The 16,085-nt window shown below is 47.6% G+C and carries 15 protein-coding genes; 7 read left to right on the forward strand and 8 right to left on the reverse strand.

Going from position 1 to position 16,085, the window contains the following annotated elements:
• Positions 1-1,257, forward strand: coding sequence for a DUF1552 domain-containing protein (locus ACFPK9_RS02360; protein ID WP_377092976.1), 1,257 nt, complete (start codon positions 1-3; stop codon positions 1,255-1,257).
• Between the two features lie 4 nt (positions 1,258-1,261).
• Here the strand turns inward: ACFPK9_RS02360 and ACFPK9_RS02365 are convergent, their stop codons facing one another.
• Both ACFPK9_RS02365 and ACFPK9_RS02370 read right to left on the reverse strand, forming a co-directional pair.
• A complete protein-coding gene (locus ACFPK9_RS02365) occupies positions 1,262-1,810 on the reverse strand; it encodes a hypothetical protein (protein ID WP_377092977.1) in 549 nt (182 codons plus the stop codon).
• Positions 1,811-1,814: 4 nt separating this feature from the next.
• Complete coding sequence (locus ACFPK9_RS02370; protein WP_377092979.1) at positions 1,815-2,717, reverse strand: LysR family transcriptional regulator; 903 nt, start codon at positions 2,715-2,717, stop codon at positions 1,815-1,817.
• A 90-nt stretch (positions 2,718-2,807) separates the two neighbouring features.
• Here ACFPK9_RS02370 and ACFPK9_RS02375 point away from each other — a divergent pair, with 90 nt between their 5' ends.
• Positions 2,808-3,422: a DUF2238 domain-containing protein gene (locus ACFPK9_RS02375; protein WP_377092981.1), complete on the forward strand. Its 615-nt coding sequence runs from the start codon at positions 2,808-2,810 to the stop codon at positions 3,420-3,422.
• Positions 3,423-3,427: 5 nt separating this feature from the next.
• A complete protein-coding gene (locus ACFPK9_RS02380; protein ID WP_377092982.1) occupies positions 3,428-3,835 on the forward strand; it encodes a phnA protein in 408 nt (135 codons plus the stop codon).
• A 4-nt stretch (positions 3,836-3,839) separates the two neighbouring features.
• Here the strand turns inward: ACFPK9_RS02380 and ACFPK9_RS02385 are convergent, their stop codons facing one another.
• The 3 genes from ACFPK9_RS02385 to ACFPK9_RS02395 all read right to left on the reverse strand — a co-directional run bounded on the left by ACFPK9_RS02385 (position 3,840) and on the right by ACFPK9_RS02395 (position 9,118).
• Positions 3,840-4,763, reverse strand: coding sequence for a DUF368 domain-containing protein (locus ACFPK9_RS02385; RefSeq protein ID WP_377092983.1), 924 nt, complete (start codon positions 4,761-4,763; stop codon positions 3,840-3,842).
• An 84-nt stretch (positions 4,764-4,847) separates the two neighbouring features.
• Positions 4,848-6,299, reverse strand: a complete 1,452-nt coding sequence (gene sucB, locus ACFPK9_RS02390; protein ID WP_377092985.1) for a dihydrolipoyllysine-residue succinyltransferase — start codon at positions 6,297-6,299, stop codon at positions 4,848-4,850.
• Positions 6,300-6,334: 35 nt separating this feature from the next.
• Positions 6,335-9,118, reverse strand: coding sequence for a 2-oxoglutarate dehydrogenase E1 component (locus tag ACFPK9_RS02395; protein WP_377092987.1), 2,784 nt, complete (start codon positions 9,116-9,118; stop codon positions 6,335-6,337).
• A 167-nt stretch (positions 9,119-9,285) separates the two neighbouring features.
• Here ACFPK9_RS02395 and ACFPK9_RS02400 point away from each other — a divergent pair, with 167 nt between their 5' ends.
• Complete coding sequence (locus ACFPK9_RS02400; protein WP_377092988.1) at positions 9,286-10,218, forward strand: ABC transporter ATP-binding protein; 933 nt, start codon at positions 9,286-9,288, stop codon at positions 10,216-10,218.
• A gap of 57 nt (positions 10,219-10,275) precedes the next feature.
• Here ACFPK9_RS02400 and lpxD read toward each other — a convergent pair whose 3' ends face one another.
• Complete coding sequence (gene lpxD, locus ACFPK9_RS02405; RefSeq protein WP_377092990.1) at positions 10,276-11,313, reverse strand: UDP-3-O-(3-hydroxymyristoyl)glucosamine N-acyltransferase; 1,038 nt, start codon at positions 11,311-11,313, stop codon at positions 10,276-10,278.
• A gap of 262 nt (positions 11,314-11,575) precedes the next feature.
• On the opposite strand from lpxD, the gene ACFPK9_RS02410 reads away from it, so the two are divergent.
• Both ACFPK9_RS02410 and ACFPK9_RS02415 read left to right on the forward strand, forming a co-directional pair.
• Positions 11,576-11,935 carry a HesB/IscA family protein gene (locus tag ACFPK9_RS02410; RefSeq protein WP_377092991.1) on the forward strand — a complete coding sequence of 120 codons (360 nt, stop codon included), beginning with the start codon at positions 11,576-11,578 and terminating at the stop codon, positions 11,933-11,935.
• A 52-nt stretch (positions 11,936-11,987) separates the two neighbouring features.
• Positions 11,988-12,296: a hypothetical protein gene (locus ACFPK9_RS02415; protein WP_377092993.1), complete on the forward strand. Its 309-nt coding sequence runs from the start codon at positions 11,988-11,990 to the stop codon at positions 12,294-12,296.
• 9 nt (positions 12,297-12,305) lie between these two features.
• On the opposite strand, the gene ACFPK9_RS02420 is transcribed toward ACFPK9_RS02415, so the two are convergent.
• Together ACFPK9_RS02420 and ACFPK9_RS02425 are read right to left on the reverse strand one after the other, a co-directional pair.
• A complete protein-coding gene (locus tag ACFPK9_RS02420) occupies positions 12,306-13,124 on the reverse strand; it encodes a TIGR03943 family putative permease subunit (protein WP_377092994.1) in 819 nt (272 codons plus the stop codon).
• Complete coding sequence (locus ACFPK9_RS02425; protein WP_377092995.1) at positions 13,121-14,179, reverse strand: permease; 1,059 nt, start codon at positions 14,177-14,179, stop codon at positions 13,121-13,123. The genes ACFPK9_RS02420 and ACFPK9_RS02425 overlap by 4 nt, the downstream gene beginning before the upstream one ends.
• A gap of 279 nt (positions 14,180-14,458) precedes the next feature.
• On the opposite strand from ACFPK9_RS02425, the gene dnaB reads away from it, so the two are divergent.
• Positions 14,459-15,886: a replicative DNA helicase gene (dnaB, locus tag ACFPK9_RS02430; protein WP_377092997.1), complete on the forward strand. Its 1,428-nt coding sequence runs from the start codon at positions 14,459-14,461 to the stop codon at positions 15,884-15,886.
• Positions 15,887-16,085: the final 199 nt, after the last annotated feature.

Genomic DNA, 16,085 nt, shown 5'->3' on the forward strand with positions numbered 1-16,085 from the left:
ATGTACATTTCTACTAGTAAACCACTCTCTCGCAGAACTGTTCTGAAACACGCAGGTATCGCTCTCACCCTCCCCATGCTCGACGCCATGGTTCCCGCATTTGCCGCTGGTCCCACCCCAGCTGCACCCAAACGTTTTGTAGGAATATCCTTAGCCCTAGGTCTACATAACCCTTTACTTATTCCCGAGGGAACTGGCCGCGATTATCAACCGTCACATTACCTCAAAGACATCCAAGATCTACGTGAAGACTTCACGGTCATTTCAGGCACCTCGCACCCAGATGTTCAAGGTGGCCACGCCGCTGAAGCCTCTATTTTCTCTGCCTGCCCGATGAAGCGAGGCTCTGTGACTAATAACACAATTTCTATTGATCAATTAATGGCGAAACATCTCGGTCACCACACGCGCTTCCCTTCGCTTGTTCTCAATACCAACAACTCACGCTCGCCCTCCTACACCGAAAATGGATCGATGATCCCCGCTATTTCAGATGCTCGAAAACTATTCGCTCAGCTCTTCATCGAAGACACTCCATCGGCAAAAAAACGCCAAGAAATGATCAACGCCCAAGGGAAATCGATTCTAGATATTATCAGAAGCGAAACCAAATCCCTCAGCCGCCAGTTAGGCCCAGGAGACCGCGACAAAATGGATGAATGGCTCACTTCTGTGCGTGAACTCGAAACCAGACTCGAATCCAATGAAGTATGGCTCGACCGAGCCAAACCTAACGTAAACGCAAAACCTAATCTTGCTGAAAACAACAATGCCCCCGATCAAATGCGTGCCATGCTAGACGTGGTCGCACTCGCTTTGCAGACGGATTCTACCCGCTTCATAACTCTCCATTGCACCGGCAATAATGTCAGAGCTCTGGAGGGCGTCGAGGAAAGCTATCACGCTCTTTCTCATCATGGAAAAAATCCCGAGAAACTCGAACAGCTCTCGATCGTTGAAAAAACAACAATTGATAATTGGGGTAACTTTCTACGCCAACTCAAAAAACATGACATACTCGATGACACGATGAGCTTGCTCACCTCAAATTTGGGTAACGCATCCTCACATGACAACCGCAACATGCCTGTTCTTTTTGCCGGCGGTGGCTTCAAACACGGCCAACACTTAGCCTTCTCAAGCACCAAAAACTATCCGCTGCCAAACCTTTATCTCAGTATGCTGCAGAACATTGGACTCGAAAGAGAATCCTTTGCTACTTCGACTGGCACGATGAATGGTTTAAACTTTGGATAGTCGCCTATTCGCCAGTTCCAGGACCAATATCAAACTGCGTTTCCAACTTAAGTAAAGAAGAGCCCTTTTCTGCGCCCACTACTTTTACTATGCAGCGCAGAGGGTTGTCTAACTGAGTCTTCGCATTGAATACAGCAGTTTTCCGGACGGCTTCTATCCCCATGGAAATAACCGTTTCTAAGTCGACCCCGAGATCTTTCTCCGATTGGGCTTTCGATACGTCAAACTGAATGAGTAAGCCCTCATCTTCTAACAGAGCGCGCAGGCTTACATTGGAAATCGCTAGCAAGTTTACATGTGGTTCAGAATAATTCTTCGCCGAACTTGCCAATGGATAATCTAACGCAATAGCTGTCACCAAATCCTCAGGAATAGCCCCAGAAAGCACCACTGGTCTCGGCATAATCACCACTCCAGGCTGATTACTTTCCACTCCAACAACACCATATACGTCTGTCCCTTTAAGACTCAATGGTTGCCAAATCTGATACACAGACTTAGTCGAGGCTAACAGTGATATGCTAAGTGAAAGTAAAATAAATAAAGTCTTCATAAATTTAATCAGATAAATGGATACGTTTGGCGATGTAATCCTTTGCAACATTAATGAACTCGTTGGCAATAGGCTTCGGTGCCCCTTGATAAATAGCACCTACTACCAGCGGGTCAAATCCATCTAAGGGAATCACGTCCACACCTTCTACTGGACTCACTCCCGGAATACCTACGCCAACTCCAGCACCAAACCCACGGCTCACATAGCGCTGGATAACATCCAGAGCATTTACTTCCATGCTCGGTAACCAATCAACATCCATCGCTTCTATGCCATTTTGAAAAATTTGACTCAAAGCCTCGTTTTCAGGAAGCCCAACAAGCGGCAACTTCGCTTCAAACCCCACACCGTCTTGCTTCTTACGAATGAGCTCTTCCAGTTTAGTCACCTTACATGAACTCGGAACTAATAAAACCAAGGGAATCTCCATCAGCTTCTCCGAGCGCAATCCCTCGTCGAGCTTCCCGTGAAGTACCGTCAAGGCGATGTCAGATTGTTGGTTCGTGAGTTGAGAATACACTTCAGCCGGCTCTACATCACGTAAAGTTAAACGAAGCTCTGGAATCTTTAATTTTAATTGCTCCAAGACCTCTGGTAAGTGATTTCCTAACACCGACGCCGATGCCGCAATGCGAAGATGTTTTCCATCCTCCCCTTTTAACCTCTCCTCTATATCTGGTAAGCCCGTGAAAAATGGATAAGCGAAATCGTAAAGCATTTCGCCTGCAGGAGTCAGCGCGAAGGGTCGACGATTAAATAACTTTACTCCGAGCTCTTCTTCGAGCTGTAAAATCTGTCCACTCACTGCGGGCTGTTGGATCCCGTATGGCATTTTCCTCACAGCTGCAGTAATCCCTTCGTATTTGGCAACGAAGTAAAATAGCTCAAGGTGATGCACATTCATGGTTCAGACAACTAGCAAGCTTGCTTCTTCAGCGACAGCTTTATCTTTACACACTTTCTAACTCTTTGTTAGCTCTTGATTAAGATACTTATGATTGTTCAACCCAAAAGACAAAGAATCGCAGGCGTTGTAGCATTCACACTCCTCTACCAATGTGGCTTAGCAATATTAGCGGTAATCCAGCACAACTACGAGTTTCTCTACTACAGTGCGATCCAACTATTCTTTGTCGCACTCCTTTGCATTGCCCATAAACGCATCCACTACAGCATTAGCCTGCTATGGCTACTCAGCTTATGGGGGCTTCTCCACCTCGCCAGTGGCATCTTCTTCGTTCCTGAATCTTGGGGTGAAACTGGAGAACCTAAAGCGCTACAGAATTTTAGAATCATCTCCCAGCTACGATACCAGCACCTAGAACACTTTTGCGGTTTCTTCCTAGTTACTTGGGTCAGTTGGCAAACACTTTGCTCTATTATTCACACTCGCTACCAACGAAGACTAATGCCAACCTTCGGGCTTTTATTGCTCTGCGCTACATCGTCCATGGGCTACGGAGCATTCAACGAATTAGCTGAATTCCTAGCGACAAAAATTATGGAAGATACGCTGAAAACTGGTTACCAAGATACCTCTTGGGACATGGTCGCAAATACAGCGGGTGTCTTTTTCGCTTCCATTACCATCAAATTACGTAATCTCTAAGCCATATGGCCAAAGGATACGACACCAACCAAGCTCGCTTACAAGCTCTCTCACTCTTCGGAAAAGACCTCGCACGCCGCGCGAAGTCCAAATGCGAGCTCAGTGGTCAGTCTGGTGTACCGCTCAAGATTTACGAGATTGAACCAGTTCCTAGCCAGCCCGATTACGATAAATGCTTACTCGTCTCCGAGTTAGTACTAGAGCAACTCAAGCGCCCAAAAACAATTCAAGCCAATCAATGGCGAGGTGTCCTCGCTGAACTCATTTGGAGTGAATTACAACCTCAACAAGTCATGGCTTATCGCTTGCTCAAACACATCGCTCAAGCAGAAGCCTGGGCGCAGGACGTCCTTGCTGATGCCTACCTCGATGAGGAACTTCTCCAATGGGCAGAGAAAGCACCTCTCACATAAAGTTTTATTGACCAGGCTTAACTGTACCGAGCTTTTCCACGAGTAACATCAGAGCGGCGCCCGCAATGATGACGACTAGTGCCACCGCGAAACTACCGTCGAGCTCAGGAAAGTAACTCGCATAGCTGAGAATTTTCTCCTCATCACCCTTGATAATCACTTCATCTGGTCGCTTCCAAGGCCAAATGATTGCCAACGATCCCGCGACGAACCCAGTAATTACCGCTACCGCATTGTCATGGTAACGCTTGAATAACCAGCTCAAGAAATGCGACAGAGCAATCAAGCCAACAACTGCCCCCACTCCAACAGGAATAATGATAGGGAGCGATTCCTCAAAATTACCCTTACTCAATTTGTTCACTGAGTTAATCATGATCAGCTGATAGTTGCCCAACAAAAGCAGTACAAAAGATCCAGAAACACCTGGGATAATCATGCTACACATCGCCACTACTCCACAGAGCATGAGATAGAACAAATTGGTATTCTCACTCGCAGCTGGCGCAAATGCCATACTCAAGGCCATCGCTAAACCAATGATTAGAGAGACAAACCGTGAGGCCGACCATTGCTTCACCATCTTCCCAACCGATGGAATCGACGCGAGAATCAAACCAAAGAAAAGTGCCGCCACATAAACAGGATATTTTTCAAATCCAATTTCCAACAACTTAGCGAGAGTCAGCACACTACAAACCACTCCTGCACCAAGGCTCGCTAAGAACCAAAAGTCCACATGCTGGATAAACTCTCTAACCTTCCCGCTGAACAAAAGCTTGATCGCTTGTAGATCAAAAGATTTCAGAGCATTGATAAGACGCTCATAAATGCCGGTAATAAATGCGACAGTTCCACCTGATACACCTGGAACGACATTCGCCGCGCCCATCGCAAAGCCTTTAAAGAAGACGCCTAGTAAGTTCATTGTTGGAGTGACTCTAGCGCTAGAAACAAAAACAGCGCAACCAAATAGGTTACGCTGTTGTGAAGTTTTACATACTCAGTGAGCTTACATCTCAAGCATCATGCGAGTAGGATTCTCAAGGCACTCCTTGATACGAATCAAGAAAGTAACCGCTTCCTTACCATCGACCAGACGGTGATCGTAACTCAAAGCGAGATACATCATCGGGCGAATCTCAACCTTGCCATCCACAGCCACTGGGCGTTGTTGGATAGTATGCATGCCGAGGATTCCTGACTGCGGAGCATTGAGGATCGGAGTAGAAAGAAGCGAACCGTAGACACCACCATTAGAGATAGTGAATCCACCACCCTGGAGGTCTGACATCTCGATTTTTCCTTCGCGTGCCTTTTCCGCGTAGTCGAGGATTTCTTTTTCAATATCAGCAAAACCCTTCTTGTCACAGTCGCGAAGAACTGGAACCACAAGACCTTTCTCTGTGCCAATCGCACAACCGATATCAATAAAGTTGTTCTGCACGATGTCTGTACCGTCAATGTGACCATTGATTGCAGGAACATCTTTGAGAGCCTGAGAAACAGCTTTCACGAAGATTGACATGAAGCCGAGCTTGCAACCGTGCTTTTTGACGAAATCTTCCTGAACTTCCTTGCGGAGCTTCATAATAGCAGACATATCCACTTCATTGAATGTCGAAAGAATCGCAGCAGTCTGTTGCGCGTTCACAAGATGCGTAGCGATTTTGCGGCGAAGCATGGACATTTTCTTGCGAGTTGTACGACCTTCCTCAACGGCGGCTCCAGCTTTCTCACCGGCTGGAGCTGGCTTAGAAAGGTCTGGCTTGGTAGCAGGCGCTGGTGCAGCTGGCTTAGATGGAGCTGCTGGCGCAGGCTTAGACTCAGTTTTTGGCGCTGGGATAGATTCTTGCTTAGGAGCTTCAGACTTCGTTGGTGCGGCTCCGCCTACAGTGATTTTTGCAATCAGCGTACCGATCTCAACCTCTTCACCTTCAGCAGTGATGATCTCGATAGTTCCCGCTGTTTCCGCTTCGAGCTCTGTAGAAACTTTATCAGTTTCGAGAGTTACGAGGATATCGCCCTTAGCGACACTATCACCATTAGAAACATGCCAGTTCGCGACGTTTGCTGAGGTGACTGATTCACCTGCTGCAGGTACCAGAACGTCTACGACTTCAGCTCCACCGCTTGACGCTGGCGCAGACTCAGTTTTCGGCTCAGCTGACTCTTCAGTCGCAACTTCTGGCTCGGATGTTTTTTCTTCAGCTGCTGCCGGTGCTGCGTCTGCGGCATCGATCTTAGCAACTACGGTTCCGATCGCTACTTCTTCACCTTCTTGAACAAGGATCTGAATGGTGCCGGATTCTTCAGCTTCGAGCTCTGAGGAAACTTTGTCAGTTTCGATCGTGAGGAGAACGTCACCTTTGGAGACGCTTGCCCCGTCAGCTACGTGCCACTGGGCTACGTTCGCTGAAGTGACGGACTCACCTGCGTTTGGGATTGTTACTTCAAATGACATGTGTCTGTGTGGGTAAAATGATAAGTTAGAATATATTAGACATTAAATGCTTGGTCGAGGAGCGACTTCTGCTCCTTCTTGTGCATTGCTTTAGAACCTGTAGCCGGACTTGATGCAGCCTTGCGACCAGCATAGCGGATGCGCGTATCAAATGTTTCCATCAATAGCGGATTAATGAAGCTCCATGCACCCATGTTCTTAGGTTCTTCCTGACACCACACATACTTGGCAGCATTCGGGAACTGGCTAGAAAGCGCTTTAACCATTTCTTCGTGGTATGGATAAAGTTGCTCAACGCGAAGAATCGCTGTGTCTTCAATGCCATTTTCAGCGCGGTGCTGTACCAGATCATAGTAAACTTTGCCTGAACAAAAGACGATGCGATCCACCTTCTCGGGATTTTCAAACTCCTTGTCGTCGGGAAGAATTTCTTGGAAACAAGTACCTGCTACAAAATCATCAATATCAGAAACTGCTTCAGCACGTGAAAGTAAACTCTTCGGAGTCATCACAATCAATGGCTTGCGGAAATCACGCTTCTTCTGGCGACGCAGCGCGTGGAAGTAGTTTGCGGGTGTCGTGAAATTACCTACCTGGATGTTGTCCTCAGCACAAAGCTGAAGGAAACGCTCAAGACGCGCACTGGAGTGCTCAGGGCCCATGCCTTCATAGCCGTGAGGAAGAAGCATGACCAGTGAACTCGGTGTCTGCCATTTGGACTCAGCAGAGGCGATGAATTGGTCAATAATCACCTGCGCTCCATTAGAGAAATCACCGAACTGCGCTTCCCAAAGAGTAAGCATCGTCGGGTAACCCAGCGAATAACCGTAATCGAAACCTAAAACCGCAAACTCAGAAAGCAGTGAGTTGTATACACAGAACTTAGCTTGATCGTCAGAAAGGTTTCTGAGCGGGAAGTAACGCTCACGTGTCTTGTTATCGTAGAATACAGCGTGACGTTGTGAGAATGTACCTCGACGGCAATCCTGACCCGATAAGCGAACTGCGTTGCCTTCCATTAGAAGACCACCGAAAGCGAGCGACTCAGCAAAAGCCCAATCGATTCCTTTTCCAGCTTCCAGCGCATCTCTACGGCGAGGCACAAAGCGCTTCGCCAATGTCGGGTGAAGGTTAAATCCTTCTGGCACACTCGTGAGAGTCTCACCGATGTGTTTAATTTGCTCTAACGGAAGACCTGTGTCAACTGGTGCATGAGAATATGGCGGCTGCGGCTCTGCAGTTGAGCCAGAGAACACTGAGCGATCACCCTGTTTCTCCATTTCACGCATCGTCTGATAACCTTCTTCAAGCTTATCCCAGATCGATGATTGAATACCATCAGCCACATCTTGAGATAACGTGCCCGTCTCCACCAGCTCAGCCTTGTAGGCTTGGCCGAGAGTCTTCTTCTTAGCAATCTTGCCGTAAATGTGCGGAGCGGTGAATGCCGCTTGATCAGTCTCGTTGTGACCCTGACGACGATAACAGTACATGTCGATCACCACGTCGCGTCCAAACTTCTGACGGAATTCCAAAGCGAAAAGAGCAGCCCATACCAGCTCCTTCGGATCTTCACCATTCACATGAAGAATCGGAGCTTCGATCATTTTGGCCACATCCGTAGCATACGCAGATGAACGCGCATCCTCAGGCATCGTTGTGAAACCAATCTGGTTGTTTACAATCAAGTGAACAGTACCTCCAGTACGGTAACCTGGAAGCTGAGAAAGGTTCAGAACCTCAGCCACGGATCCCTGACCAGCAAACGCTGCATCACCGTGAATGAGAATTGGAAGAACTTGCTTGCGATCAGTTTCAACACCATCGTCACCAATGATACGCTGACGCGCACGAGCCTTACCTTCGGTCACTGCATTCACAGCTTCGAGGTGTGATGGGTTTGCCGCGAGACTCAGACGAACTTCACCATCTTCTAGTTCACGCACCTTTTCGTAACCGAGGTGGTACTTCACATCACCGTCACCCGCGACGATCGCAGGAACATAGTCAGGTGTAAATTCGTAAAGAATCGTCGTAAGTGACTTCTGCAAAAAGTTGCGAAGAACATTGAGTCGGCCACGGTGAGCCATCCCAATTTCGATTTCCTTCACATCACTAGATGGGCATTTCTCAAGGATTGCATTGAGAAGCACCATCAAGCCTTCACCACCTTCGAGCGAGAATCGTTTCTCACCAAGGAACTTCTTACCTAAGAAAGATTCAAAAAGCTCTGACTCAAGAATCCACTTGAGAGCTTTAGCCGCATCAAAATTTGCCTGAGAATTATCAGAAAAACGGTTTTCAATACGTGTACGGATCCAATTGCGCACTTCAGTATTGTGGATGTGCATGAACTCGAAACCGATCTTGCTAGAGTAACACTCTTCAAGACCTTCGATCATTTCACCAAGCTTCATCTTCTGACCACCGCGGAAGAACTGTGTAGAAGCCTCGCGACCGAGATCTGCTTCGCTAATACCAAACTGTGAAAGCTCAAGGCGTGGATTGCGCGGAGCTGAATCCTGCAATGGATTAATCTGCGCCTGTGTGTGACCGAGAGTTCGGTAATTATAGACAAGTGATACACATTTACCACGGAAGTTGAGAGAATGTTCGTCAACGGCTGGTGACTCAGCGGGCACAGATGCCGCACCGCTGCTTGCGCTAGCCCCCTTTTTCTTAGATTGTGCATTCCCTAGCTCAAAACCTTCAAAGAAGGCTGACCAATTTTCTTCTACAGAACGCGGGTCGTCACACCACTGTTCGTATTTTTCGTCGAGCAGGTCTGCATTCAGGCGGGCAGAAACGGATGATTTCATTTTGGTGGATTAAATAGCTGTATACTTGACGCGTGACATGCATTTATTGCTAAGTCAGCGCAACAGGCATCTACTTAGAAGTTCAACTACTCCGAGTCAATCGTACATCTGACAAATTCACCACGAATCTAATGACTCATTCATTAAACTAATCAATTTTATTCATTATGATCGAAGTTCAAAACCTCACTAAGCGCTACGGTAGATTCAAAGCCGTCGATAATATCAGTTTTGAGGTTGGCAACGGCCAAGTCGTCGGCTTCCTCGGTCCAAACGGAGCTGGCAAAACCACCACCCTCCGCATGCTCACTGGTTTCCTGCCTCCTACATCCGGAAAAGCAACCATTAATGGTTTTGATATCTTTAAGGATTCTATCAAAGCGCGCCGCTCCATTGGCTACATGCCTGAAAATGTCCCTCTCTACGATGACGTCCGCGTCCGCGAATACCTCCGATTCCGCGCCCATCTCAAAGGGCTCCGTGGTCGCGATGCTCGAAACCATGTAGGCGAAGCTCTCGAAATGTGCGGACTCCAACACATGCGCCGTCGCATGATTAAAACCCTCTCCAAAGGCTACCGCCAACGCGTTGGACTCGCCGATGCCCTCATCAACCAACCTCCCCTACTCGTATTAGACGAGCCGACCAATGGACTCGACCCTAACCAAATCCGTTCTATCAGAAAATTAATTAAACGACTCGGCGAGAAGCACACCATCCTCGTCTCAACTCACATCCTCAGCGAAGTTGAAATGGTCGCCGACCACGTCGTCATCGTTGATTCAGGAAAAATCAAAGCCTCGGACACACCTGAAAACCTCATCCATAACATGCGCGCCGCCGGTCGCATCGAACTCGAAATTCAAGCCGATGCCGATGTGGTCCAATCCACTATCGAGCGCATGGACAATGTCAAAAAAGTCATTCCCGAAAGCAGCGAAGAAGATTGGAACACCTTCTCCGTCCTCTGCGACTCAGGAACCGACTCACGCGAAAAAATTGCCAACATGGCCACTCAACATGGTTGGCCAATCCGCACCCTCCACCGACACAAGTCCACACTCGAAGAAGTCTTTGTCGAGCTAACTCGCCAAGACTAACTAAAAAAGCGCACTCCAAACTGAAGTGCGCTTTTCAAATTTTCTACCAAAAACGAGCTACTCGCTCTCGGTCTCTTCAACTTTTTTCTTCAGAGAACGAAAATCGGACATGAGCTTTGGCAATCGCGCCAACGCTGCAATGCTCCGAAGTTGATCTTTTGCTGGTCGTGCAGGATTCCCCCAATAAATCTGGTCTCCCTCAAGATCTTTCATCACCCCTGTGCGAGCCATCAATGTAGCTTTATCAGCGATATGAAGATGCCCTGCTATCCCTACTTGAGCGGCCACTGTCACGTAGTTGCCCAAACTTGAACTTCCTGCGACGCCTGTCAGAGCGATCACCAAACAATGCTTACCTATAACTACATTGTGGCCAATCTGAACTAAATTATCGATCTTAGTTCCTTCGCCAATCACTGTCTTTCCGAAGCGCGCTCTATCAATCGTCGTATTTGCACCAACCTCCACATCATTCTCCAAGACAACAATTCCCACCTGATCCACTTTCTGGTGCGCTCCATCCACAAATTCATAACCATAGCCATCCGAACCAATCACTGAACCAGGCTGCATGATCACCCGATCACCTAATTCACAATACTCGCGTATAGTCGCATTCGAGTAAATTAAACAATCTTTTCCGATTTTTGCATACTCCCCGATCACCGCTCCTGCTTGAATTTCAGTGCCATCTCCGATTACTGCTCCAGACTCCACTACCACATTCGCTTTGATCGACACCTTCTCAGGATTGTACCTCACATCCTCAGCCACGTAAGCTGTTGGGTGCACCCCCGGCTTGAACGACCGCATCTTAGCTGAAAGCTTTTTCACTACTAATCCAAAAGCGTAGGAAGGATTTTCAACTTCCACATACACTGGACCTTCCGGAAACTCCTTCACCTTAGAAGGCACCAGAACTAAGCCTGCATTTGTTCTCAAATAATCATCATAATACTTCTCATTGCCAAGAAAGGAAACATCGTTCGCAGTCGCTTCATTTAGCGCAGCTAAACCTCTGTAGCCATTTTTTGACTCTCCCGCTACTACACGGCCACCTGTTAGTTTGGTTACTTCCTCGAGTGATAATTCCACGCCCACAACCTGCATCATGGAACCCAGCTTGTCATGAAAAATGATCCCACACTCCTAACAAACCTCTGACATCCAATTTATTACTTGGCAAATGGTGACGATATTGCCATATATACAACGCTTTAATATTAAGCACACCTACTACCGATCCGACAGGGGACTTGATTCATTCGAATGAAGTCCCCTGTCAACTTTTAGAGATTTTCAAAAAATTTCTAAATTTCACTCTTCAAACTTCTCTTTTCCACTGCATATTTCCCCCATGCCAGCAGTAAACTTCAAACGCGGAAACGAAAAACTCATCAAGGTTCTCGATGGCGCATCCGACCATCTAAGCAACCTTCTCGAGAAACAAGGCCGTGCAGATGGAGCTCTACGCATCGCAGTCGTCGGAGGTGGCTGTTCTGGCCTTCAATATAAAATGGATCTTGTCGATGGCCCACGCGATCGCGACATTCTCGTTCACAGCAATGCCGTCAATGTCGTCATCGACCCCAAGAGCGCTCTCTTCGTCGCAGGCAGTGAACTCGACTTCTCCGATGACCTCCAACAAGGCGGCTTTAAAGTCACCAATCCAAATGCCCAAGTCACCTGCTCCTGCGGAGAAAGCTTCGCTGCATAATTTTCACTCGTACTCATCTCCAACCTAAGTTAATCAAACAACTGAACACCTTATGAAACTACTCCTTTCTTTCTCCATCACGGCATTCGCACTGCTTTCCTTAAACTCATGCACTAATACCCCTAATAGCGGTGACGCAGCCTCCGCTAATCCGAAATACCCCGACGCCTACCCTGTTGCTGGGGATCCTAACAAAGTAGTCAGTCCTTACAGACCTTATAATGTAATCAACGTCAAAGGCATTTGCCAGGGTCACTTTGTACGCGACATGTCTACTGCGAAAAAAGGTGCCGATGGCAAACCTGATCCAGCAACAGCGAAAATATTCCGCGTCCCCGCTCCGACCAAAAGTGCTGAGTAGAGTTTCTACTTACTTAAACATATTCCCTGAAGCAGGTGCCTGCGCTTCCTCGATGCGCTGCACCTTTAACACCGGATAAGTCACCCCTTCGATGTGCTCATAGCTCATCACCCCCCCTACTTTTACCCACGTATTCGCGGGATAACTTGGGAGTTCCCCTTCAAACTCGATCGACATCGGAATCGTTTTCATATCCGCTGCACAGCAGGTCATGAATAAGCGATAAAGACGCATCCGATTTCCATTCGGATTACGATTCGTCTCATCTCTCAAGAAACCTTCAGTTTCAAACGGCAAATCCGAAAACACTCGCTCGAGCTCAGAATCACCCGCGGAATAAAATAGCTCTAACAAGTTGAGCTGATAATAACCATCAGCTGACTTCTGCCGCGTTTCATCCAATGTCTCCTTAGTAAATGGAGGCAAGTCCGCCAAAAAGCGCATCGAAGCGGGATCGAGATCTTGTGCTGACTGCTTTGCTATGTGCGCCTCATCAATCTCATGCGTCGTCCAAGACAAACTCGCGAGCAATGGCACTAAGATAATCAAAATTGCCATAAACGGATTCAAGTCACTTTCCTCGTGATCATGTCCGCCCTCATGTTCATGACCACATTCATGGTCGTGACCACAACTCGCCTCAACCCGAAACGTGATCAAATTAAACAAGGCAACAACACTACACGCCAAACCTCCCACCAGCAGAGTAGACTGAAACTTAGGCGCTAAATACGCATCCAAATGCGGGCTTTGATAAAAATAAAGCATCACCACGCCCCAGGTCAAAATACATAGAGCAAACACAATACGCTGCAGATAAATCATCATTGTGCCCCCCCTTCCAATTGCATCTCAAACTGCCTACACCACTCAAATAATGTCTCAGACTCGCCCCAGGCGATACAAATCCCTCCAACTATCACGAACAATCCTACACAAAATACCGCCAAAAACTTTTTCCGCATCACCGTCTGATAGAGAAACAGCAACTTCACATCCATCATCGGACCAAACACCATAAACGCCATCTTTGATGCATAACTAAAGGTTCCCAACGAAGCCGCTAAAAATGCATCGGACGTACTACAGACACTCAACACAAACGCTAACACCATCAACAAAGCCGTCCCCTTAATGGTATCCGCCGCAAAGCTATTGATCGTCTCGAAATATCCCACTTGCATGATATTGAAGAGAGTTGTTAGACAAACACCAATAGTGAAGTACACCGCGACATCTACGAAGTCTTTCATTCCCGAACGCATTGCAGCAACTAACTTATTGGCCGATGCTCCATGGTCTCCATGTGAATGATCGTGACCACACTCCTTATGGTCGTGATGCTCATGCCCGCAGCACTCACTCTTCTCGTGATTGTGCTCACATTTTTTCTCTGCTTGAGCTTCCGCCTTTCCACTCACTTTTGCGAGCAAGGACTTCCGTAACACCTTTTCAATCGGCACATACATCAGAACTACTCCCACAACCACTGCCACCAAGTAACCAATCCCAATCCGCGAAAGCGTCACATACAAAGCCTGCTGCTCGTTAAAAGCACTCCATGTACTTAAAATCGTCACCGGGTTCACAATCGGAGCCGCTAACATATACGTAAAAGCACAAGAAACCGGTAAACCCTTTGCTACTAAACGCCGGATCACTGGCACCACAGCACATTCACACACCGGTAAAATCAAACCTAACAAACCACAGGTCAGAACCGCAGGCAATTTCCTCTTCGGTAAGAACCTCTCAACCATTCCCGAAGGCATATACACATCGATAAATCCACTCACTAAGGTCCCCAGCAAAATAAACGGAGCACCTTCCATAAGCAAACTGAGAAAGAAATAGGCGAAGGTACTGTGAGAAAAAGAATCCATGAATTGTGCTACCGCTATACTTAGAGAGCTGAACTATCAGACGTCAAATGCCGAGTTCAACATTGCTCATAAACTTATTCCCTAATTACTCACCACTTATTCACAAAATTACAAAATTCACACTAAAACAAAATTTCATAAACTTCCACTCAACTGGTGATTGCTTCTCACTCATTTTTCTCTCATCCTCCCGTTCCGAATCTCAAGACTCCATCTCTTGAAACTACCAACTTGAAACTTCAGAAACTTGCCTGAATGTAAGCCTCTGTCTCAACACTCATGTCCACCGAAGCACCATACAAAAAAGGTCCAGAACTACAAAATGGCCCACCTCAAAGTGACGAAGAAAAACTCGCTCAACGTTCTCTGCCAAATGCGCTAGGACCCGAAAAATCGCTACTCTCTTCCATGCTTCAAGACCCTTCGGAGTACGTCATGCGCTCCGAGGAACTCGGCCTCACCCCAGAACACTTTTACCATCCCTCTCACCAGACTCTCTATCGAGTCATCAAAGAAATCTCTGACGGCTCAGCCGAAATCGAGCTCGTATCACTCACTCAAAAGCTGATGGATCGAGGTGTCCTCGACAAGATCGGCGGCCCATCCGCCCTCACCGAGATCTACACCTACGCTCCCACCGCAGCTCACTTTGATCACCACCTTACCATCGTTAAGGACAAGTTCATCCTGCGAAACATCATCTCCTCCTGTACCGATGCGATCACGCGTTCTTTCGAGGACCAAGAAGAAGTGGCTGGTCTTCTCGATGAGGTAGAACAAAAAATCTTCGCCATCCGCGAAGGTGCAGAAATCGAACAAGCACCCACAGTCAAAGAAGACGTCCGTAAGGTCATCGAAGACTTTGAAAAATACCTCGCTGGTGGCGGCGCTCCCATGGGAATAAAGTCAGGTTACAGCCAACTCGACACCATGTGTAATGGCCTCAAGCCTGGTGAAATGTTCGTCATCGCCGCCCGTCCATCCATGGGTAAGACATCCTTCGTGATGAACATCGTCGAGCACATCTGTCTCGATGCCAAACTTCCTTCCATGTTCTTCTCCTGTGAGATGACCTCCCAGCAGATTGTCCAACGTCTGCTCTTCGCTCGCGCTCGCTACGCCATTACCAATCTCCGAAACGGCTTCACCCCCACCAAGGCCGATCTCGTAAAAATTAAAAATGCAGCCCAAGAAATCGCGGAGTCAAAGCTCTTCATCGATGACACTGCAGGCATCTCCATCTCTGAACTCCGCGCTAAAGCCCGCCGTAAGAAGAAAGAAGAAGACATCCAAGTAATTGCGATCGATTACCTTCAGCTAATGAAGTCAACTTCCAAGCAAGCTCAAGGCTCTCGTGAACGTGAAATCGCAGAGATCTCGGCCGGCCTCAAAGCGCTCGCAAAAGAACTTTCCATTCCCGTCATCGTACTCGCCCAGCTCAACCGTGGTCCTGAAAACCGTGGTGGCACACCTCGTATGTCTGACCTTCGTGAATCGGGATCCATCGAACAGGACGCTGATATGATCGGTCTCCTCTTCCGTACCGCATACTACGCGGAAGACCAAGACGCACGTGACGAACAAGACGGCATCGCCGAACTCAACCTCGCCAAAAACCGTAACGGACCTACCGGCTCCATCCCGCTCACCTTCATCAAAGAGCTCATGCGCTTTGAAACCAGTGACCGTCGCGCAGAACCAGAATAATCACACTCAGATCACTCCTCCCGCCCACTACTAGGAAGCTATTGCTTATACCACTTCGCGATTCCAAAGAGACACATGACGGTGCCATTTGTTAAGAAATCAAAGCTCGATGAAGAAGCGATGCAGGCATCGTGACTGAAGAAAAACGCAGATTTATCAACAAAGTGCCCGACGCTACTTTTTTTTCGTGTAGCACAAT

This window comes from Rubritalea spongiae (assembly GCF_042652385.1).
Lineage (GTDB): Bacteria > Verrucomicrobiota > Verrucomicrobiia > Verrucomicrobiales > Akkermansiaceae > Rubritalea > Rubritalea spongiae.

Bases quoted from the DNA above. Each gene is read 5' to 3' on its own strand.
- ACFPK9_RS02360 (WP_377092976.1), top strand. From the start codon at position 1: ATGTACATTTCTACTAGTAAACCACTCTCTCGCAGAACTGTTCTGAAA.
- ACFPK9_RS02365 (WP_377092977.1), bottom strand. From the start codon at position 1,810: ATGAAGACTTTATTTATTTTACTTTCACTTAGCATATCACTGTTAGCC.
- ACFPK9_RS02370 (WP_377092979.1), bottom strand. From the start codon at position 2,717: ATGAATGTGCATCACCTTGAGCTATTTTACTTCGTTGCCAAATACGAA.
- ACFPK9_RS02375 (WP_377092981.1), top strand. From the start codon at position 2,808: ATGATTGTTCAACCCAAAAGACAAAGAATCGCAGGCGTTGTAGCATTC.
- ACFPK9_RS02380 (WP_377092982.1), top strand. From the start codon at position 3,428: ATGGCCAAAGGATACGACACCAACCAAGCTCGCTTACAAGCTCTCTCA.
- ACFPK9_RS02385 (WP_377092983.1), bottom strand. From the start codon at position 4,763: ATGAACTTACTAGGCGTCTTCTTTAAAGGCTTTGCGATGGGCGCGGCG.
- sucB (WP_377092985.1), bottom strand. From the start codon at position 6,299: ATGTCATTTGAAGTAACAATCCCAAACGCAGGTGAGTCCGTCACTTCA.
- ACFPK9_RS02395 (WP_377092987.1), bottom strand. From the start codon at position 9,118: ATGAAATCATCCGTTTCTGCCCGCCTGAATGCAGACCTGCTCGACGAA.
- ACFPK9_RS02400 (WP_377092988.1), top strand. From the start codon at position 9,286: ATGATCGAAGTTCAAAACCTCACTAAGCGCTACGGTAGATTCAAAGCC.
- ACFPK9_RS02410 (WP_377092991.1), top strand. From the start codon at position 11,576: ATGCCAGCAGTAAACTTCAAACGCGGAAACGAAAAACTCATCAAGGTT.
- ACFPK9_RS02415 (WP_377092993.1), top strand. From the start codon at position 11,988: ATGAAACTACTCCTTTCTTTCTCCATCACGGCATTCGCACTGCTTTCC.
- ACFPK9_RS02420 (WP_377092994.1), bottom strand. From the start codon at position 13,124: ATGATGATTTATCTGCAGCGTATTGTGTTTGCTCTATGTATTTTGACC.
- ACFPK9_RS02425 (WP_377092995.1), bottom strand. From the start codon at position 14,179: ATGGATTCTTTTTCTCACAGTACCTTCGCCTATTTCTTTCTCAGTTTG.
- dnaB (WP_377092997.1), top strand. From the start codon at position 14,459: ATGTCCACCGAAGCACCATACAAAAAAGGTCCAGAACTACAAAATGGC.